The organism is Microbacterium yannicii PS01 (genome assembly GCF_000304335.1).
GTDB classification, from domain to species: Bacteria; Actinomycetota; Actinomycetes; order Actinomycetales; family Microbacteriaceae; genus Microbacterium; species Microbacterium yannicii_A.
On the sequence record NZ_CAJF01000006.1, the window covers coordinates 25,298 to 44,525 of the forward strand.

Here is a 19,228-nt window from a genome sequence, read left to right on the forward strand (position 1 = left end):
CCATGTCTGCACCGGCGCGCAGTCCCCGGATGATCGGACGCCGGGACGAGCTCGAGTCGCTTGTCGCGGCCTTCGACGAGGGTCGGGATGGGCGCCCGCGCACGGTCGTCGTCCGCGGCGAGGCCGGTATCGGCAAGACGCGGCTGGTGCAGGAATTCCTTGCGGCGGCGCAGAGCCGCAGCGGTGACCTGCCGCTGGTCGTCGCGGTCGGGCAGTGCGTGGACCTCGGCCCGATCGGCTCGCCGTTCGGGCCGATCCGCCGGGTACTGAGGGACCTGCACACCGAGCTCGGCACCGAGACCCTGCGCGCGGCAGCGGGGTCGACCGCGGCCATCGCCAGTCTCGCCGCGCTCGTGCCCGGCATCGCGGTCGATGCGAGCCCCCGAGAGGATCCCGCCGGGGGTTTCGCAGAGGCGATCGAGGTGCTTCTCGAGCGCTTGTCACGTGAGGTCCACATCGTCGTCGTCATCGAAGACCTGCAGTGGGCGGATGCCGCCACCCTCGCTCTTCTGAAGACCCTCGCCAGCACGCTGCGCGGACGTCACCTCACCATCGTCGCGACGTACCGCTCCGACGACATCGACCGATTCCACCCGCTGCGACCCGTGCTGGCCGAGCTCGACCGCACCCGTGCGATCCTGCGGGTCGAGATCGAACCGCTCACCGCGGAACAGGTCGCGGAGCAGGTCGTCCAGCTGTCTGCTGCCGCCGATCCGCGGGACATCGCCGGTCTCGCCGACCGCAGCGGCGGCATCCCGTTCCTGGTCGAAGAGCTCGTCGACCTCGATGACAGCGGGCTCCCCGACACGCTGCGCGAACTCGTCCTCGCCCGCTACACGCGACTGACCGCATCCGGGCAGCAGGTGGTGCGGACGATGGCGGCCGGCGGCGTGCACGCCGACCACGAAGTGCTCGCCGGCGTGTCCACGCTCGACGACCGCGCCCTCGACCTCGCGATCCGCGAGGCGATCGACTCGCGGGTGATCCTGACCGATGGCGCCGGGTACTCGTTCCGTCACGCGCTCACCCGGGAGGCGGTCGAGAGCGAGATGCTTCCCAGCGAACGCGTTCGCGTCCACCGCGCCTACGCCGAGTTCCTCACCGAGCATCGCTCCGACCAGCCCGACGACGCGTCCTCGATCGCCGAGCACTGGCTGGCGGCGCGCGATCTGCCGGCCGCCTTCGATGCGACAGTCGCCGCCCTGCGTCACACCCGATCGCACTATTCACCCGCGATGTCCGCCAAGCTCGCCGAGCGATTGACCGAGCTGTGGGATCAGGTGCCGGATGCCGCGGCTCGGGCCGACATGACGCTGCCGGAGATCCATCTGGCCGCCGCACTCGCGTGGCACGACATCGGTGATGCGGTGCGGGCGCTGCGCTCGGCCGATGAGGGGCTGGCCGTCTGCACGGACGACCCGCTCACGCGAGCCGCGCTGCTGCGGCAGCGGTACGTGCAGGCCTTCAACAGCCAGCATCGCGATCGGCGCGAGGACCTGCTCGCCGCGGCAGAGCTGCTCGAGGGCCGGGACGACCTGCCCGCCCGGACGCTCCTCTCGCGCATCATGACGAACCTGTCGATGGGTGAGCACGGTGCCGAAGCCGCCGAGCAGGCACGGCGAGCGATCGCCCTCGCCGAGGAAGCCGGCGACGATGCTGCCCTGGCCGTCGCGCTGACCAGCGAGGCGTGGCGCATCGCGTCGGACGAGGATGATGAGCCGGCTGCGCTGATCCCGCTCGAACGCGCCACGACCCTGGATGTGAGTCCGGCGATGCGCGCATACGTGGGCGAGGCGCACGTCGACATGCTCGCTCGCCTCGCCCGCTACGACGAGGCGGCGGTCGTCGGTGAGCGTCGCTACGCGGAAGCCGTCCGGGCAGGTGTCGAACGCGGCTCGGGAGCATCGATCGCCTACTCGCTCGCACGCGTGCTGTTCAGTCTGGGCCGTCCTGACGAGGGCCTGCGCTACACGCGTCGGGCACGCCGTCTGGTCGAGCGAGCCAATCGCGTCTCGATGGTCCGGCTGCTGTCGACCCACTACACCTGGTCCGATGAGCCGGAAGCACGCGCTGCGCTGCTCGAGGACGAGCGACAGGCGATCGCCGAGTCGATCGCGAAGCATCCCGAGAAGCACTCTTCGTGGATCATCGACCGCGCCGACGCGCTCATCTCGTTGCGGGCACTCGACGAGCCGATACTCGACGCCGACGAACGAGCGGCTGCGACCTCCGCGATCCTCGACCTCGTGGACGACACCGAGCGGTCGAGTCCGACGATGCGGCGGTATGCGGCACTCAGCGGGTCGATGCTGCTCGCGTCCGCTCCCGACGACCCTGCGGCCCGCGCACGGCTCGCGGCATCGGTGGATGCCTGGCCCGCCCGCGGCATCGCGCCGGTGTACGCCCAGTACGCCCACGCGATGCTGAAGGAGGCGGCCGGCGCTGGTGCGGCCGAAAGGGCGGCGCTGTGGCGTGGGCTGATGCCCCACATCGCCGAACGCGTGTTCCCGGTCTGGCACTTGCACATCGCCCGCTGCAGCCTCGCCGCGGCGCTCATCGAGAACGGTGAGCGCGAGGAGGCCGCGGTGATTCTCGAGCACGTTCGGGCGGAAGCCCCGAGCCAGGGAGCCGCCCGCGTGGCGCGGTGGGCCACATCATTGGCGGCTCAGGCGCGGCTGGCGACGGTAACGCCAACCCATGCCGAGGCGATCGTCGCCCTGACACCGCGCGAGCGGCAGGTGCTCGAACTCGTCGCCGAAGGCCTGACGAACCCGCAGATCGGACGACGCCTGTTCATCAGCCCCAAGACGGCGTCGGTGCACGTCTCGGCGATCCTGGCGAAGATCGGTGCGGCCAACCGTGCAGAGGCGGCGGCGCTGTACGCCTCGGTGGGGCGGGCGCCTGCGACGGGGTAGCCCGGTTCGGCCTAGCCTGGAAGCGCAGCCGTCCCGAAGGAGCCCTGAATGCCGAAGCGCTGGAACGACGTTCGCCACTACTTCGATCGGGGCGCGGTCGCGCACATGGCAACGCTTCTGCCGGACGGATCTCCGCACAGCGTGCCCGTCTGGGTGGGCGTCGAAGGCGACGAGCTCGTGGTGTTCACCGAGGTGGGCACCCGGAAAGACAAGAACCTCGCCGCCGACCCCCGGGTGGCCGTCTCGATCACGCATCCCGAGGAACCCCTCGACTCCGCCTTCGTGCGCGGTCGCGCGGTCCGGCGCATCGAGGGGGATGCCGCCATGCCGTTCATCGACCGCATCTCGCAGATCTACACCGGCAAGCCGTATGACATCCGCCACGGCTTCGCGGTCTTCTTCATCCGCCCCGAGGCGGCTTGGGCGCAGGACTACACCGCGGAGTAGGCAGGACGGCCGCGCGGGGTGCGTGGGCGAGCTACCCGTCGCCCGAGGTTCTCCGTCTCAGCGCCGGCGCCTTCGCGCGGTCAGCAGCAGATAGCCGCTCAAGGTGGTGGCGACCGTCATCCCGGCGCCGAGCAGCCCGCTCTGCCATCCACGCCATCGCTCGTCGCGCACGACGAGATGGCCGAGGGCGTTGATGAGCGCGGCGGTGATCACGCCGGCGACGAGCCGGTTGCCGATCCGCTCCGTCCGGGCGACGAGGGGGTCCAGTTCGGCGGCCCGGAGGTGGACCTCCAGCCCGTTGTAGTCCACGGAGTCGAGCAGCCTCCGCACGCGGGTGGGGAGCTCCAGCAGGAGGGCCCCGGCGTCGCTGGAGGCCCGGGCCATTCGCTTGGCGAGCGCCGTCGGAGAGAGCCTCTCGCGCACCAGTCTTCGGCCATAGGGTGTGACCACGGCCGTCAGATCGAATGACGGGTCGAGCTGAACCCCCGTGCCCTCGACCATCATGAGCACCTTGAACAGCAGCGACACCTCTCGCGGAAGCTGCAGCCGCTGCTCGCGAAGCACGCGCAGCAGTTCGGACGCCATCCGCCCGAAACCGACCTCGCTGAGAGACCGGTCGGCGTAGAGGCCGATGAACGACGCCAACGCCTGGCGGAATTCGTCGCGATTCACCACGCCCTTGGTCACCGAGACGCGCACGAGCGCGTCCGCCAGGGCATCCGGGTTCTGCAGGGCGAACGCGATCAGGAAGTCGGCGAACTGATCGCGCAGCTCCTCGCTGATCTCACCGACCATGCCGAAGTCGATCAGGGCGATGCTCCCGTCCGGCTGGACGAACATGTTGCCCGGGTGCGGGTCGGCATGGAAGAAGCGGTGCTCGAAGATCATGCGCAGCATGATGTCGGCGCCCCGGAGCGCCAGCGCGGAGCGGTCCACGCCCGCGGCATCGAGCGCGGCCAGATCATTGATCTTGATTCCCGTCACCCGCTCGAGAGTCAGGACGCGGGAGGTGGTGCGGTCCCAGTAGACCTGCGGAACGTGGACGTCCGGCTGGCCCTCGAAGTTCGCGGCGAACCGATCCGCGTTCTCTCCCTCCCGCACGTAGTCCAGCTCCCGGCGGAGGGTCCGGGAGAACTCCTGCACGATTCCCCGGACGTCGTAGGTGCGGGCCGGTTCCCACACGCGGGCCGCGCGATCCGCGAGATTGTTGAGGATCTCAAGATCTTCGTGCACTTGCCGCACGGCGTCGGGGCGGCGCACCTTGACGACCACGGAGGCGCCGTCCTGCAGCGTCGCTGCGTGAACCTGGCCGATGGATGCGGATGCGAGGGGTGCAGAGTCGAACGAGGCGAACAGCTCTTCCGGCTCGGCGCCGAGCTCGCGCTCGATCGTCTTGCGGATCTCCTGTGCGGGCACCGGGGGAGCGCCATCCTGCAGCTTCGACAGCTCTCCGATGTAGCTCGGGGGCAGCAGGTCCGGCCGGGTCGAGAGCAGTTGGCCGAGCTTGATGAACGTGGGGCCCAGCTCTTCCAGCGCGAGTCGCACCCGCGCCGCCACGGTGCGCGTCTCGCCGTTCGCCCGGCGTCCGCCGTCACGGCGACCGCCGGGAACCCAGCGGCCCACGCCGGTGGCCCCTGCGAGAAATCCCAGTCCCTGACGCGCGAGCGTGTCGGCGATCTCCTGATACCTGCCGAGATTCGCCCTCACCGCCGCATGCGCCCTTCCGCCACCGGCTCATTGTCGCCGACCAGCCCGGTGCGGACAAGAGATTCGCATAGGACACTCCGCCGCCGGACGCAAGCGTCGCCCCTGCGCGCGATGTGCCGCGTAGAGTGAACTTCCCGAACGACAGCGCCTGATGGGCCCGCGCAACGGAGGTCCCGTGGCCGGTAACGCAACCACTCGTTTCGACAACGTCTCACTGTTGTCGGTGACGAGAACTCTGCCTAGTCGTGTGACGACATCAGAGGAGATCGAGGACCGCCTGTCGCTCGCGCTCCGGAGACTCCGGCTGCCCGGCGGGCTGTTGCAGCGCGTCGCGGGTGTGCTCGAACGCCGGAACTGGGCGGAGGACGAGTCGTCGGACGACGCGACGGTGGCAGCCGGCCGCCGCGCGCTGGCCGAGGCGCAGGTCGACCCCGCCGACGTCGGTCTTCTCATCAACACATCGGTGTCACGCCGACACCTCGAACCGTCGGTGGCGGTGCGGCTGCACCATGGTCTGGCTCTTCCCAGCTCCGCCATCAACTTCGACGTCGCGAACGCGTGCCTGGGATTCGTGAGCGGGATGAGTCTCGCGGCGAACATGATCGAGTCCGGTCAGATCCGCTACGCGCTCGTCGTGAACGGAGAGGATGCCGACGAGATCCAGGGCAACACGATCCGGCGGCTGCTGCGCGATGACGTCGGCCGGGAAGGATTCATGAGCGAGTTCGCATCGCTCACCCTCGGCTCGGGAGCTGCGGTCGCGGTTCTGGGGCGCGCCGACGAGCACACCGACGGTCATCGGATCCTCGGCGGAGTGTCCCGTGCAGCGACACAGTTCCACGACCTGTGCGTGGGCAGTGTGGACGGCATGTTCACGGATGCGAAGGCTCTTCTCAACGGCGGACTCGACCTCGTGGTCTCCGCCTGGAAGGAGGCGTCCGCGGAGTGGGACTGGTCGTCGATGGATCGGTACATCACCCATCAGGTCTCGGCCGTCCATACCCGCGCGATCGTGAAGGCTGCCAAGCTCGACCGGTCACGGGTGCCCGTGACCTTCCCGAAGTACGGCAATGTCGGGCCGGCGTCGATTCCGATCACTCTCGCCGAGGAGCAGGCGACGCTCGTCAGGGGCGACCGCGTGCTTCTCATGGGCGTCGGCTCGGGACTCAACACCGCGATGATGGAACTGGCCTGGTGAGGGACAACGCGTCTCTTCCGCCCGGCGGGCTTCCGGGACTGGACCCTCGATGGAGCCGTATCGTCGCCGTCCCGGGCACGGGCATCGACGCCGGCGTCATGCGGGAGTGGCACTGCCTCGACACCGGTGCCGAGCTCGCACGTCGTGGTGTCGAGCCGGAGGGCACGATCCTGGCCGTGCACGGCAATCCGACGTGGTCGTATCTCTGGCGCGATCTCCTCGCCCAGTCGCTGCGGCTGGCCGACGAGGAAGGCCCGGCGTGGCGAGTCGTCGCGGTCGATCAGCTCGACATGGGTTTCTCTGAGCGCACGGGCACGCATCGCCCGCTCGCGCAACGCGTCGCCGACCTCGGCGCCTTCACGGATGCGCTGAACGTCGACGGTCCCGTCGTGACGCTCGGTCACGACTGGGGCGGAGTGGTATCGCTGGGGTGGGCGGTCGATCATCCCGCGTCGCTGGCGGGCGTCATGCTGCTCAACACCGCCGTTCACCATCCGGACGGAGTGCCGATTCCCTTTCCGTTGCGGATCGCCGGTGCGCGAGGGCTCATGGCCGGCGCTACTGTCGCCACTCCGGCATTTCTCGATACGACGCTCTCGCTCGCCTCTCCGGCTCTAGACGCCGAGACGAGAACCGCGTATCGCATGCCGTATCTCGCGGCGGCACGGCGTCGTGCGATCGGCGGCTTCGTCGCCGACATCCCCGCCGACGTGCGTCATCGAAGTCGTCGTGAACTCGACCGGATCGCGGCCGAGGTGGGCCGCCTCGACGTGCCGGCGCTGCTGCTGTGGGGCCCCGAGGACCCGGTCTTCGGCGATCGCCACCTCGACGATCTGATCGACCGCCTCCCGCAGGCAGACGTGCATCGGTTCGAGGGCGCGGGTCACCTCCTCGCCGAGGACCGCCCCTACGCCCCGGCGCTCCTGGCGTGGCTCCGAGACCACGGCGGCCGGCCTGCACGCGTCCACCCGACATCGCCGCGCGCAGTCCCCGAGCGCACGGGGTCGGAGGACTCCGCCTCACCGCCCTTCGCGCCGCTATGGCACCGGCTCGACGAGCGTCGCGATGACGATGACATCGCGATCGTGGAGATGTCGCGCGCCGGCAGTCCGGACCGGCGAGTGAGCTGGCGGCAATTCCACGATCGCGTCCAGCGACTGGCCGCCGGGCTGTATCGCGTGGGCGTGCGCAAGGGCGATCGGGTCTCGCTCCTCGTCGAGCCCGGTCCCACCCTCTCGGCCATCGTCTATGCCTGCCTCCGGATCGGCGCCGTCGTCGTCGTCGCCGACGCGGGCCTCGGCGTCCGCGGCCTCACTCGAGCGGTCCGCGGAGCATGGCCCGACGTCATCATCGGCGGATCGCGCGGCCTCGCCGCCGCCCGCGTTCTCGGCTGGCCCGGCATCCGCATCTCCGCGGCACGACTGCCGAAGGCGGCAGCCGCCGCGCTGGGGGTTTCGTTCTCGCTGAGCGACATCCTGCGTGAAGGCACCGGCGCTCCACTCCCGGACGCACCGGGTGCGGGCGACGCGGCCGCGGTCCTCTTCACGTCGGGCTCCACCGGGCCCGCCAAGGGCGTGGCGTACACGCACGAGCAGCTCTCCGCGCTGCGTGACGTGCTGGCCGCGCACTTCCAGGTGACCAGCGACACGGGGCTCGTGACCGGGTTCGCCCCCTTCGCGCTGCTCGGGCCGGCGCTCGGGACCCGTTCGGTGACGCCCGACATGGATGTCTCCGCGCCACGCACGCTCACCGCGAGGGCCGTCGCCGCGGCGGTGCGTGCATCCGCCGCTCGCGTGGTCTTCCTCTCTCCCGCCGCGATCCTCAACGTGGTCGACACGGCGGGGGCACTGACCGTCGAGGATCGCGCGGCGCTCGCCGGAGTCGAGACGTTTCTCTCGACCGGGGCGCCGATCAGCGCGCGGCTGCTGGAGTCCGTCGCGGCACTCATGCCGAATGCGACCCCGCACACGCCGTACGGCATGACGGAGTGCCTGCTGGTGACCGACATCACGCTGCCGGGCGTCCACGATGCGGCCGACAGCCCCGACACCGGTGTGTGCGTCGGCTCGCCGATCGGGTCCAACCGCGTGCGCGTGAGTGCGCTGGACCGTGACGGGCGCGCAACCGGCGCTCCGAGTGAGGAGCCCGGTGTGGTGGGAGAGATCGTCATCTCGGCGCCGCACCTCAAGGATCACTACGACCGGCTCTGGCTCACCGACCAGGAGGCCATGCGTGACACCGGCGACCTCGACCCCGCGGTGCGCTGGCATCGCACGGGGGATGTCGGCCACCTCGACCGGCGCGGACGCCTGTGGGTCGAGGGACGGACGCAGCACGTCATCGTCACCGAGGACGATCCCGTCGCACCGGTGGGTCCGGAGCAGGGTGTGGAGCGCGTCGACGCCGTCCGGCGGGCCGCCGTCGTGGGAGTAGGACCGCACGGTCTGCGCCAAGCCGTCGCGGTCGTCGAGACGATTCCTCCGACCGCACGCGCCGGCCTCGCCGCACCGGAGATCACGCGCGGCGTGCGTGCGGCGGCCGGCATCCCTCTGGCCGCGGTGCTGACGGTCCCACGACTGCCCACCGACATCCGGCACAACTCCAAGATCGACCGGTCGAAGCTGTCGGTCTGGGCGGAGCGGATCCTCGCCGGCGAAAGGCCGTTCGCCCCATGATCGTTCTCGTCACCGGTGCGTCGGGGTTCCTCGGCAGGGCGGTCGCTGCACGGCTCGTCGCGTCGGGGCACCAGGTTCGCACGATGCAGCGGCGTCCCTCGGGCGTCGAGGGAGCCGTCGACATCCTCGGATCGATCACTTCACCGACCGACGTCGCGCGCGCGATCCAGGGGGCGGAAGGCATCGTGCACCTTGCCGCCAAGGTGTCGCTGGCCGGTCACGAGGATGAGTTCCGAGCGGTGAACGTGGCCGGCACGCGCTCGCTCCTGGACGAGGCCGAACGAGCCGGCGTCGCCCGGTTCGTGCACGTCTCCTCCCCGTCCGTCGCGCACGCGGGACGCGCGCTCGCGGGTGTCGGCGCCGAGCCCGCGGATCCTCGCCGCGCCCGCGGCGCGTACGCGCGGACGAAGGCCGAGGCCGAACTGATCGCGCTGGCACGCGATTCGTCGTCGCTCCCGGTCGTCGCCGTTCGTCCGCACCTCGTGTGGGGACCCGGCGATACGCAGCTGGTCGCGCGCATCGTGGACCGCGCTCGTCGCGGACGGCTTCCGCTGCTCAACGGTGGGACGGCCCTCATCGACTCGACCTACATCGACAACGCGGCGAGCGGGATCGCAGCGGCACTCGACCGCGCTCACATCTCCCACGGCCGGGCCTTCGTGCTGACCAACGGCGAGCCGCGTCCGGTGGGCGAGCTTCTCGCCGGCATCTGCCTTGCGGCGGGCGCGCCGCGTCCGCGCTGGAGCGTTCCGGCGTGGCTGGGCCGCACCGCGGGTGGCGCTATCGAACAGCTGTGGCGCGTGGCGCCCGGAAACGGCGAGCCGCCGATGACGCGCTTCCTCGCCGAGCAGCTGTCGACGGCGCACTGGTTCGATCAGCGCGAGACGCGGCGCGCGCTCGATTGGTCGCCGTCGGTCTCGATCGACGAGGGGCTCCAGCGCCTCGCCGCCTCCTACGCCGGGTGAGCCTCACAGCGGCGCTTGGCGGTGAGAGAGCAGCGCATCGAGCAGGCTCAGCGCCGCGTCCTGCGGGACTGCGGGGTCGAGCAGCCATTGCGTCTGGAGACCGTCGGATGCCGCGATGACGAGCGCCGCGACCGCGTCGGGTTCGACGTCCGCACGCAGCCGGCCCGCCGCCTGATTGCGGCGCACGCGGTCGGCGAGATCGGAGCGGACACGGGCGAAGCGCTCGGTGGCGAAGTCCCGCGCGGCGTCGTGCCCCTCTTCGAGCGCCGTCGCGACAAGGGTGGAGTAGAGCTGCACCAGCCCGGGCACCTCGCGGTTGGACTCGGTCCACTGCCGGAGCAGCTCGACGGGGGTGGCGTCGGGGCCTGCGGAGTCGTCCGGATCGCCGCGGCGCTCCGACTCCCGGTAGACGGCGACGAGCAGCTCCTCGAGCGAGCCGAAGTAGTGCTTCAGCGCCGCGTGCGTGACGCCGACCTCTTCGGCGATGGCGCGCAGGCTCGTCTTCTCCGAACCCCGTCGCGCGAACACCTCGATCGCCCGGTCGAGGATCTCCTGCCGCCGGGCGATGCCCTTCGCGTACGACCCGCGGGCGATCGGCGCTCCCTCTTCCGGCATGGTCCGAATCCTATCCATCTGAATACCTCCAGTTGGAGGTTTTGTGCTAGGTTAGCCCGCAGGCGGCTGAGCCGCCACTCACGTCACCGACGACTACCGAAGGAGTGCGGCCCGTGCCGGTCCAGACATCCATCCAGCTCTTCACCGTCAACACCGCCCTCGAGGCCGATCTCGACGGCACGCTCGCCGAAGTCGCCTCCCGCGGCTTCACCGCCGTCGAGCCGTACGACTTCGTGCGTCGCGCCGATGCCCTGGCCGCCGCGCTCGCCGCGCACGGTCTGGCGGCGCCGACCGGGCACGCGTTCCTCGCGTCGACGTCGTTCGTGAATCCCGACGGCAGCGGCACCACCGTTCCCGTCCCGGCGCCCGAGGTCGTGTTCGACGCCGCCGAGAAGCTGGGGATGACCACCGTCATCGACCCCTACACCGAGCCCGCTCGCTGGCAGACGCGCGAGCAGATCGAAGAGACCGCGCGCCTGCTCAACGCCGCCGCTGAGATCGGCGCGAGCCGCGGCATCCGTGTCGGCTACCACAACCACGCTCACGAGCTCGAGGCGACCTTCGACGGCAAGACCGGTCTCGAGGTGCTCGCCGACCTGCTCGACCCCCGTGTCGTGCTCGAGGTCGACCTGTACTGGGTCGCCCGGGCCGGCGTGTACTCGCCGGAGCTGCTCCGCACGCTCGGCGACCGCGTCATCGCCGTCCATGTCAAGGACGGCACCCTCGACCCCGAGGCCATCGCCGCCTACCCGCCGGCCGATCAGGTGCCGGCCGGGCAGGGCGTCGTCCCGCTCCGCGAGGCGCTGGAGGCGGCATCCGCCCTCGAGGTGGCCATCATCGAGTTCGATCACTTCCCCGGCGACCTCTACGACGCGATCGAGCAGAGCCGCCTGTTCCTGGACGAGGACGCTGCGGCAGAGGTCGTCTCCTGATGGCCGCGGCGAACGCGCCCGTCGGCGTCGGCATCATCGGCGCGGGCAACATCAGCGACCAGTACCTCACGCACCTCACGAGCTTCCCCGACGTGCGGGTGCTGGCGGTGGGCGACGTGCTCGAAGACCGGGCGCGTGCGCAAGCCGCGAAGTACGGCGTCCCGCGCGGCGGCGGCGTCGACCTGGTGCTCGGCGATCCCGACATCGACATCGTCGTGAACCTCACGATTCCGGCCGTGCACGTCGAGGTCTCGGAGGCGATCATCGCCGCCGGCAAGCACGTGTGGACCGAGAAGCCGATCGGCATCGACCGCGAAGAGTCGCAGCGACTGCTCTCGAAGGCGGATGCCGCGGGCCTGCGCGTCGGCGTCGCGCCCGACACCGTGCTCGGCCCGGGAGTGCAGACCGCCAAGCGCGCGATCGCCCGCGGCGACATCGGCCGGCCGCTGTTCGGGACCACGACGTTCCAGTGGCAGGGACCCGAGCTCTGGCACCCGAATCCCGCCTTCCTCTACGCGAAGGGCGGCGGGCCGCTGCTCGACATGGGTCCGTACTACGTGTCGACGCTCGTGCACGTGTTCGGCGCGGTGGGATCGGTCGCGGCTCTCGGCCTGCAGGGCGTTCCGACCCGCACCGTGAAGTCCGGAGAGCTCGCCGGTCAGGAGTTCCCGGTCGAGATCCCGTCGACGCTGTCGGTGCTGATGGAGTTCGAGCAGGGCGGACACGCGCAGAGCCTGTACAGCACCGACTCTCCGCTCCTGCGCCACGGCATCGTCGAGATCAACGGCACCGAGGGCACCCTCGTGATCCCCGACCCGAACACCTTCGGCGGCGACATCACGATCACCCGGCCCCTCAGCGACGCGTCGGTGCGCGAACAGGACGTCATCCAGGTGCCGCAGGAGGGCGTGCTCGCCGGCCGCGGACTCGGCCTGCTCGACATGGCCCGCTCGATCCGCGAGGATCGCCCGCACGTCGCGACCGGGCAGTTCGGGTACCACGTGCTCGACACCCTCCTCTCGATCGAGGAAGCCGCGGCGAGCCGCAGCTTCGTCACCGTCGAGAGCACGGTCGACGAGGTCGGCACCCTGCCGGCCGACTTCGACCCGCTCGCGGCGACTCTCTGACAGCTGACCCGGCGCGGACCCGCCTCGCCGAAGGGGAGATTCCCCGCCAAACGCCAACGCGCGCGGGAATCTCCCCTTCGTCGTACCGGAGGGCGTGGCTGAGTGTGACGGGCTATGCCGGTGCGGGTGCGAGCCGGGTCATCCGCCACGCCGACGGGGTCATGCCGCTGTGGCGCCGGAACGCCCGGCTGAATCCCTCGTCCGAGACGTAGCCCAGCTCGCGGGCGACGCTCGAGACCGGCAGCCCGTCCTCCAGCATCCGCTTCGCCGCGTTCATCCGCACCTCGGCGACGTAGGTGGCGGGGGTGCTCCCGAGCGCGGCGCGGAAGCGCTCGGCGAACACCGATCGCGACATCGCCCCGACCGAGGCGAGCAGCTCGACGGTCCACTCGCGGCCCGGCTCGTCGTGGATCGCCTCCACGACCCGCTCGAGGAACGGATCCTTCGAGCGGAAGGGCCAACCGTCGGGCGCGCACCCGTTCTCGGCCCATGCCCGCACGACCGAGAGCAGCACGGTGGTCGCCATCATGCGGCAGATGACGGGATCGCCCGAGCGCAGCGCGCAGGTGGCGGGCTCGGCCACCCCCATGTTGGCGGCGAGAGCCGCTGCAGCCGGCTCAAGGCCGGCGAAATCCGTCACGATGACGACATCGGGCACGAGGGCGCCGAAGTCGCGCGCGCTATCGGACAGGTCGAACTCGAAGACGACGAGCGTCGCGGACTCCTCCGGCTCGAACAGGAAGTCGCCGGTGCCGAGGGTGATCAGGGCGTCACCGGCGACGAGGCGCGAACGATCGCCCTCCGCGGTGACATCGCCTTCCGCGGTGACATCGCCTTCCGCGGTGACTGAGACCTGCTGTGACGCGCGGTCCACCTGGATCCGGCATCCGGTGCCGAGCGGGGGGTGACCGCGAACGCTGCCGTCGACGACATAGACGAGCGTCACCGTCGCCGATGAGACCGGCAGGACGCTTCCCGGCAACAACTCGATCCGGCGGGCCTTCCCGACGCGGACGTCGATGGAGCCGAGCACTTGGGTAAGAGCTTCCGAGTCGACGACGGCCATGCGGTGACGCAACGCGAGGCCGGAGGCGGCTATTCCGTGCGAAGCCCGAGGCGGCTGCGCGGAGCGGGCTCACAGACTTCGGAGACTGTCGCCGATTTCGCAGGGATCGCCCGGAAACGTGCGAGATCCGTGCCATCCTGCGAAGGCTGTGAAGGTGTGGCGGCCCGAAGGGACCCCGCGGGCAGGCCCGAGAACGGGCCGAGGACTCAGGCCCGCGCGCGGTTGGACGCCCCGAAGAGCCCGGCCCCGATCAGCAGCATCACCGCGCCGATGACGTAGACGAGCTCGACTCCGACGTTGTCGACGATCACGCCCCCGAGGGCGGCGGCGATCGCGATCGCACCCTGGAAGCCGACGACCACGAGGCTGCCGCCGGCTTCGAGGCGGTCGGGCATCCGGTGGCCGATCCACGTGTTCACGACGATCAGCCATGAGGCGAAGAAGAACCCCCACACGAACGCGACGATCGCGACGGCGGCCACGGAGTTCGAGAACAGCAGCATCGCGAGCACCGCCACCGCGATCACGATCGGTGTGAGCACCGCGAAGAAGGCGAAAGAGCGGTCCACCACCATGCCGATCACGATGTTGCCGATCAGGCCTCCCGCGCCGAACAGCGCCAGGAGCAGAACGACGGTCCCCGCGTCGATCGGGGCGCTGTCGGGCCCGATCTGCATGCGATCCAGCGCGAGGCGGATGTAGGTGTAAGCCAGGAAGTGGCCGAGCACCACCAGCACGTGGCCGACGAGACCGAGCGTGATGCCGGGACGACGGGCCGTGTCGATGAGGACGGCGAAGCTCGAGGCGGCGGCCGGCGGCACCGAGGGCAGCAGCACGCGCATCGCGATCGCGAGCAGCCCGGTGACCACGCCGGTGAGCGCGAACACCACGCGCCAGTCCATCACGGTGCTCAGCATGACTCCGATCGGAACGCCGGCGACCGTGGCCAGCGATGCTCCGGCGGAGGCGAACATCACCGCACGGCCGAGCCGCTCCGGTCCGGCGATGCGCGCGGCGACCGTGATCGACATCGCCCAGAACGCGCTGATCGCAGCGCCGAGGAAGAAGCGGGCCGCCAGGATGATGACGAGGTTCGGCGCGATCGCGACGATGAGGTTCGACACCGCCGCCGCGAGAGCCATCCACGCGAGCAGCGAACGGCGGTCGAGCCGCGGGAAGACCAGTCCGACCGTCGGTGCGACGATCAGCCCGACGAGCGCCGTGACCGTGACGGTCTGACCGGCCTGCCCGGGGCTGACGCCGAGCCCCGCGGCCATGTCGGTGAGCACCCCGTTGGGGAGGAACTCCGCGGTGACGAGCACGAAGCTCATCAGCATCATGGCGATGAGGCCGCCGTAGCGCATCTTCTGAGCGGATGCCGGCGATACGACGGGGAGCGAAGCGGTCGTTGACATGACTTCAGCCTCGCTCCGGCCCCGGTTCTGCGCCCGACCTGTCGTCCGCGGCATCCGACCGTTCGTCTGGAAGGCCGGTCCTCGAGCGCCGCGGGCGGGGAGCCGGCGGAGGCGGCACCTCTTTCGCCGCGATGATGTCGGACACGGGGATGCGCTCGACGCCGCGCTTGCCGTCGACGACGACGGTCGCGGCATCCGCGCTCAGCAGTTGGCCCAGCGCGTCGGTCGCCTGCCCCGACGGCAGCAGGTAACGCACCACGACACGGCGGCCGGGCGGCGGCAGTCTCACCACGCGCCGGGAGCGTAGTCCTTGAGGAACACGCCGAACAGGTCTTCGCCGGCCTCGCCGCGCACGATCGGGTCGTAGACGCGCGCAGCGCCGTCGACGAGGTCGAGGGGCGCGTGGAAGCCCTCCTCGGCGAGGCGCACCTTGGTGGGGTGCGGGCGCTCGTCGGTGATCCACCCGGTGTCGACGCTGGTCATGAGGATCCGGTCGGTCTCGAACATCTCCCGCGCGCTCGTGCGGGTGAGCATGTTGACGGCTGCCTTCGCCATGTTCGTGTGCGGATGCCCCGGCCCCTTGTATCCGCGGTGGAAGACGCCCTCCATGGCGCTGACGTTGACGACGTAGGTGCGCCGGGCCCCGCTCGCGGCCATCGCCGGGCGGAGCTTCGAGACCAGCAGGAAGGGCGCCGTCGTGTTCGCGAGCTGCACCTCGAGCATCTCGAGCGGGTCGACCTCGTCGACGCGCTGCGTCCAGGAGTTGACGTCGTGGAGGTCGGGCACGAGCCCGCCCGCGTCGATCGCGGTCCCGGCGGCGAGGCGCTCGAGCGAACTGGAGCCCGCGGCCATCGCCTGCTCGGTGAGCTCATCCGCGCGCGCGGCCGCCGCGGCGAGGATCGGATGCGCGCTGACCGACCGCTCCAGCGCCTGGGGGTGCTGGTCGTTGGTGTGGCCGAAGGTCACGAGCTCCGGAAGGGGCCCGTCGGGAAGCGGCGCGAGCTCGGCGTCGACGAGCGGCTGGTACGCGCCCGGCGAGCGCCGCACCGTCTGGGTGGCGTTGTTGATCAGGATGTCGAGGGTGCCGGCCGCCGCGACGTCGTCGGCGAGACCGATGACCTGGGCGGGGTCGCGCAGGTCGATGCCCACGATCTTGAGCCGGTCGATCCACTCGGGGGCGTCCGGAAGGCTGCTGAACCGCCGCACCGCATCGCGCGGGAAGCGGGTCGTGATGGTCGTGTGCGCGCCATCGCGCAGCAGGCGCAGCGCGATGTACATGCCGATCTTCGCGCGGCCGCCGGTGAGCAGCGCGCGCTTGCCGGTGAGGTCGGTACGGGCGTCGCGCTTGGCGTGACTCATCGCCGCGCACGAGGGGCAGAGCTGGTGGTAGAAGGCATCGACCACCGTGTACGGCTGCTTGCAGATGTAGCAGGCGCGTGCCTTGAGCAGCGTGCCCGCCGTCGGCGCCGTCGTGGCGGTGCTGATCGGGATGCCGCGCGTCTCGTCGTCGATGCGGTCGGGCGCCCCGGTCGCCGTGGCGGCGACGACGGCCTTGTCGGCCTGCGCGATCGCCTCGCGGATCTCGCGGCGGCGCACCTTCTTGACGGCCTTGAACATCTTCGCCGTCGCCTGCCGCACCGCGACGAAGTCGGGGTGGGTCTCGTCGAGCCCGGCCATTCCGCCGAGCACCCGGAGGGTGACCTCGAGGTCCGCCGGGTCGATGCCGCTCGGCGGGAGGTCGGAGGAGGCAGGCGTCTCGGGAAGCACACGCGATTCTACGTCGGCGCGCATGGGCGGAGCCTGTTACCGTGCGCCCCTGTTACCTTGCGACAGTGACCTCCGCGAGTGCCGACCATCCCGACCCGCGCCGCATCCACGTCTCGGCCGCCGTCATCCTCGACGGTGAGGGGCGACTCCTGCTGGTGCGCAAGAACGGCACCACGGCGTTCATGCAGCCGGGCGGCAAGCCGGAGCCGGGCGAGTCGGCGAGCGAGACCCTCAGCCGCGAGCTGGCAGAGGAACTCGGCATCCGGATCCCGCCGCACGAGCTGCGCCCGCTCGGCGAGTTCACGGCCGCGGCGGCGAACGAGCCGGGGTTCGTGGTGGTGGCGGACGTGTTCGCCGCCGACCTCGGCGAGCAGCGTCCGCGCGTGGGGGCCGAGATCGCCGAGCTGCGGTGGGTGCGGCGAGCGGATGCGGCGACCTGCGAGATCGCGCCGCTCGCCAGCGAGAACTTTCTGCCGGCCTGACGCCCGGCGCCCGTCGTCCGCGTCCGCCGGGTCCAGGCGTCGTGCCGCCGTGTCAGTGCGCGGGAGGGTGATGAGGGATCGGCACGGGCCGGGTCGAGCCGCCGGTTGCGGCGGCCTCCTGGCGGCGCGCGAGATCGTCGAGCACGTCTTCGACGCGGAGGTACTCGGTGGGCAGCGGCAGGGGGAGCACCCAGGTGACCCGGAAGAGGTGCTCGGTCGCCTCGACGTACGCGACGACATGGCGGGAGTCGTCGATCGGGAACCGGGTGTCTTCGATGATCCAGTCCGTCTCGGTGACGCGCATCGCGGTGAACTGTGTGGTCATGGTTGGCGCTCCTTCGCTCTCGCCGCGCCGTTGTGCGCAGCGAGCATCGCACGACGACGCAAGGGTCGGAATGGGGCTTGACTTTCCCGGTGCCCGTTTGCCTGTGGCGTACGCAGATGTCAAGGCCCGTACGGACTCGAATCGTCAGCGCGTACGGTGTGGGGATGAAGCACGTGATGTACGCCGAGAAGTCCCTTCTGATGGGCGATGAGGTCGCGGACGCGATCCTGGAGTACGCGAGGCTTCTCGCCGAGGGGGGCCACGCCGACACGGTCACCGTTCGAGCGATCGGCGTCGACGGCAACACCGTCGACGCGGCCTTCCTGCTCAATGCGACGAGCGTGATGATGGTCGAATCGACCAACTCGACCGTCGTCCCGCCTGACAATGAGGAAGCCGTTCGGTATCTTCAGGAGCGGATCGAGCGACTGAGCCGGCCACCCGGCGTCCAGGCTGAGGACGACGGCGGCATGTTCTACGACGACGACATCGATCTGCGCGGCGCGTGAAGCCCGAGCTCGCCGTTACCGAGGGCTCATGAGGAGATCGAGGTCGAGATGGGCCATTTGATTTACGGCGTCGCCCCCGCCATCGCGATCGACGACTGGGCGCTGGAGCACCTCCGCTTCGTCATCGTCACGAAGCTCCGTCGCGATGAGAGCTTCAGCTTCAGCTGGGAGAACGAGCCGGATGTCGATGGCGATGTCACGCGTGCCTCCCCGGGTGTGTACGGGACGGTGTGGATCTCGAAGAGCTCGTCGCTGTACTTCAGCTTCGACAAGCCCCGCGCCCACGACTTGAACCGGCACTGGCTGGATGCGCTGGCACGAGCCGCCAACAGCAGCAGCGGCCTGCGACTCGTGCCGGAGCCGACGTCCGCGGCGTGAGAGGGGGACTGTCGTGAGTCTCCTGGTGAACGTGGTCAGCGTCTTCGTCGACGACGAGGGCCAGTACGGCAACCCGCTCGGGATCGTCTGGGCCTCGTCGTGGACGCGGAAGAACGAGCAGCGGATCGCCGCCGACCTCGGCTTCAGCGAGACCATCTTCATCGACGGCTTCGCAGACGGGATCGCGACGGCGCGCATCTTCACTCCGGCGCAGGAGCTGCCGTTCGCCGGCCACCCCACCGTCGGGCTCGCGGCATGGCTCCGCAGCAGCGGGGACGACGTGAGAGCCATCGATGTGCCGGCCGGGAAGGTGCAGGTGCGGTTCGATGAGGAGCTCGTCTTCGTGACGGCCTCGCCCCGATGGGCTCCTGCGTTCGAACTGGATCAGCTCGACACCCCTGGTGACGTCGACGCCGTCGATCCCGACGCGTACGGCGACGGCCTGCACTACGTCTGGGCCTGGCGGGACGAGTCGTCGCGGCAGGTGAGGGCCCGCATGTTCGCGCCCGACCTCGGCATCCGCGAAGACGAGGCGACGGGCGCGGCCGCCGTCCGGCTCACCTCGAAACTCGGGCGCGACCTCGAGATCGTCCAGGGACGAGGCTCGGTCCTCCACACCCATTCGCTCGTGCTCGATGGGCTGGTCGAGGTCGGAGGTCGCGTCGCAGAGGAACGCACCATCGAAGTGCGCTCCTGACGGTCGTT

18 protein-coding genes are annotated in these 19,228 nt (G+C 70.4%); 11 read left to right on the plus strand and 7 right to left on the minus strand.

What is annotated here, in order from left to right:
- Positions 1-2 precede the first annotated feature (2 nt).
- Entirely contained in the window at positions 3-2,915 is a 2,913-nt protein-coding gene (locus WYM_RS04675; RefSeq protein WP_026059548.1) for a helix-turn-helix transcriptional regulator, read from the plus strand.
- A 48-nt stretch (positions 2,916-2,963) separates the two neighbouring features.
- On the plus strand, positions 2,964-3,362 hold the full coding sequence (locus WYM_RS04680; protein WP_019179671.1) for a TIGR03618 family F420-dependent PPOX class oxidoreductase: 399 nt from the start codon (positions 2,964-2,966) through the stop codon (positions 3,360-3,362).
- 57 nt (positions 3,363-3,419) lie between these two features.
- On the opposite strand, the gene WYM_RS04685 is transcribed toward WYM_RS04680, so the two are convergent.
- Complete coding sequence (locus WYM_RS04685; RefSeq protein WP_019179672.1) at positions 3,420-5,069, minus strand: ABC1 kinase family protein; 1,650 nt, start codon at positions 5,067-5,069, stop codon at positions 3,420-3,422.
- Positions 5,070-5,220: 151 nt separating this feature from the next.
- Here WYM_RS04685 and WYM_RS04690 point away from each other — a divergent pair, with 151 nt between their 5' ends.
- The 3 genes from WYM_RS04690 to WYM_RS04700 are packed head-to-tail and all read left to right on the plus strand — an operon-like array spanning position 5,221 to position 9,907.
- A complete protein-coding gene (locus WYM_RS04690) occupies positions 5,221-6,267 on the plus strand; it encodes a 3-oxoacyl-ACP synthase III (protein ID WP_040569064.1) in 1,047 nt (348 codons plus the stop codon).
- Entirely contained in the window at positions 6,264-8,942 is a 2,679-nt protein-coding gene (locus tag WYM_RS04695) for an alpha/beta fold hydrolase (protein WP_019179674.1), read from the plus strand. Before WYM_RS04690 ends, WYM_RS04695 begins: the two co-directional genes overlap by 4 nt.
- Positions 8,939-9,907, plus strand: a complete 969-nt coding sequence (locus WYM_RS04700) for an NAD-dependent epimerase/dehydratase family protein (RefSeq protein ID WP_019179675.1) — start codon at positions 8,939-8,941, stop codon at positions 9,905-9,907. The genes WYM_RS04695 and WYM_RS04700 overlap by 4 nt, the downstream gene beginning before the upstream one ends.
- 3 nt (positions 9,908-9,910) lie before the next feature.
- Here the strand turns inward: WYM_RS04700 and WYM_RS04705 are convergent, their stop codons facing one another.
- Positions 9,911-10,522 (minus strand): TetR/AcrR family transcriptional regulator, encoded by a 612-nt coding sequence (locus tag WYM_RS04705; RefSeq protein WP_019179676.1) that lies wholly within the window; start codon positions 10,520-10,522, stop codon positions 9,911-9,913.
- A 113-nt stretch (positions 10,523-10,635) separates the two neighbouring features.
- Here WYM_RS04705 and WYM_RS04710 point away from each other — a divergent pair, with 113 nt between their 5' ends.
- Together WYM_RS04710 and WYM_RS04715 are read left to right on the plus strand one after the other, a co-directional pair.
- Positions 10,636-11,454, plus strand: a complete 819-nt coding sequence (locus WYM_RS04710; RefSeq protein WP_019179677.1) for a sugar phosphate isomerase/epimerase family protein — start codon at positions 10,636-10,638, stop codon at positions 11,452-11,454.
- Entirely contained in the window at positions 11,454-12,581 is a 1,128-nt protein-coding gene (locus WYM_RS04715) for a Gfo/Idh/MocA family protein (RefSeq protein WP_019179678.1), read from the plus strand. Before WYM_RS04710 ends, WYM_RS04715 begins: the two co-directional genes overlap by 1 nt.
- Positions 12,582-12,693: 112 nt before the next feature.
- On the opposite strand, the gene WYM_RS20995 is transcribed toward WYM_RS04715, so the two are convergent.
- The 4 genes from WYM_RS20995 to WYM_RS04735 form a co-directional block, all read right to left on the minus strand.
- Positions 12,694-13,647 carry a helix-turn-helix domain-containing protein gene (locus WYM_RS20995; RefSeq protein WP_019179679.1) on the minus strand — a complete coding sequence of 318 codons (954 nt, stop codon included), beginning with the start codon at positions 13,645-13,647 and terminating at the stop codon, positions 12,694-12,696.
- Positions 13,648-13,853: 206 nt separating this feature from the next.
- Complete coding sequence (locus WYM_RS04725; RefSeq protein ID WP_019179680.1) at positions 13,854-15,062, minus strand: MFS transporter; 1,209 nt, start codon at positions 15,060-15,062, stop codon at positions 13,854-13,856.
- A gap of 4 nt (positions 15,063-15,066) precedes the next feature.
- Entirely contained in the window at positions 15,067-15,354 is a 288-nt protein-coding gene (locus WYM_RS19255) for a hypothetical protein (protein ID WP_019179681.1), read from the minus strand.
- A complete protein-coding gene (locus WYM_RS04735) occupies positions 15,348-16,853 on the minus strand; it encodes an SDR family oxidoreductase (protein WP_019179682.1) in 1,506 nt (501 codons plus the stop codon). Before WYM_RS04735 ends, WYM_RS19255 begins: the two co-directional genes overlap by 7 nt.
- Before the next feature lie 41 nt (positions 16,854-16,894).
- Between WYM_RS04735 and WYM_RS04740 the strand changes: the two genes are divergently transcribed.
- Complete coding sequence (locus WYM_RS04740) at positions 16,895-17,311, plus strand: NUDIX hydrolase (RefSeq protein WP_019179683.1); 417 nt, start codon at positions 16,895-16,897, stop codon at positions 17,309-17,311.
- A 52-nt stretch (positions 17,312-17,363) separates the two neighbouring features.
- Here WYM_RS04740 and WYM_RS04745 read toward each other — a convergent pair whose 3' ends face one another.
- Positions 17,364-17,636 carry a hypothetical protein gene (locus tag WYM_RS04745; RefSeq protein ID WP_019179684.1) on the minus strand — a complete coding sequence of 91 codons (273 nt, stop codon included), beginning with the start codon at positions 17,634-17,636 and terminating at the stop codon, positions 17,364-17,366.
- Between the two features lie 164 nt (positions 17,637-17,800).
- On the opposite strand from WYM_RS04745, the gene WYM_RS04750 reads away from it, so the two are divergent.
- The 3 genes from WYM_RS04750 to WYM_RS04760 are packed head-to-tail and all read left to right on the plus strand — an operon-like array spanning position 17,801 to position 19,220.
- Positions 17,801-18,145 (plus strand): hypothetical protein, encoded by a 345-nt coding sequence (locus WYM_RS04750; RefSeq protein WP_019179685.1) that lies wholly within the window; start codon positions 17,801-17,803, stop codon positions 18,143-18,145.
- A 48-nt stretch (positions 18,146-18,193) separates the two neighbouring features.
- On the plus strand, positions 18,194-18,523 hold the full coding sequence (locus WYM_RS04755) for a hypothetical protein (RefSeq protein WP_019179686.1): 330 nt from the start codon (positions 18,194-18,196) through the stop codon (positions 18,521-18,523).
- 13 nt (positions 18,524-18,536) lie between these two features.
- Complete coding sequence (locus tag WYM_RS04760) at positions 18,537-19,220, plus strand: PhzF family phenazine biosynthesis protein (RefSeq protein ID WP_019179687.1); 684 nt, start codon at positions 18,537-18,539, stop codon at positions 19,218-19,220.
- Positions 19,221-19,228 lie beyond the last annotated feature (8 nt).

Bases quoted from the DNA above. Each gene is read 5' to 3' on its own strand.
- WYM_RS04700 (WP_019179675.1), top strand. From the start codon at position 8,939: ATGATCGTTCTCGTCACCGGTGCGTCGGGGTTCCTCGGCAGGGCGGTC.
- WYM_RS04750 (WP_019179685.1), top strand. From the start codon at position 17,801: ATGAAGCACGTGATGTACGCCGAGAAGTCCCTTCTGATGGGCGATGAG.
- WYM_RS04725 (WP_019179680.1), bottom strand. From the start codon at position 15,062: ATGTCAACGACCGCTTCGCTCCCCGTCGTATCGCCGGCATCCGCTCAG.
- WYM_RS04705 (WP_019179676.1), bottom strand. From the start codon at position 10,522: ATGCCGGAAGAGGGAGCGCCGATCGCCCGCGGGTCGTACGCGAAGGGC.
- WYM_RS04755 (WP_019179686.1), top strand. From the start codon at position 18,194: ATGGGCCATTTGATTTACGGCGTCGCCCCCGCCATCGCGATCGACGAC.
- WYM_RS04745 (WP_019179684.1), bottom strand. From the start codon at position 17,636: ATGACCACACAGTTCACCGCGATGCGCGTCACCGAGACGGACTGGATC.
- WYM_RS04680 (WP_019179671.1), top strand. From the start codon at position 2,964: ATGCCGAAGCGCTGGAACGACGTTCGCCACTACTTCGATCGGGGCGCG.
- WYM_RS04735 (WP_019179682.1), bottom strand. From the start codon at position 16,853: ATGCGCGCCGACGTAGAATCGCGTGTGCTTCCCGAGACGCCTGCCTCC.
- WYM_RS04715 (WP_019179678.1), top strand. From the start codon at position 11,454: ATGGCCGCGGCGAACGCGCCCGTCGGCGTCGGCATCATCGGCGCGGGC.
- WYM_RS04690 (WP_040569064.1), top strand. From the start codon at position 5,221: ATGGGCCCGCGCAACGGAGGTCCCGTGGCCGGTAACGCAACCACTCGT.
- WYM_RS20995 (WP_019179679.1), bottom strand. From the start codon at position 13,647: ATGGCCGTCGTCGACTCGGAAGCTCTTACCCAAGTGCTCGGCTCCATC.
- WYM_RS04675 (WP_026059548.1), top strand. From the start codon at position 3: ATGTCTGCACCGGCGCGCAGTCCCCGGATGATCGGACGCCGGGACGAG.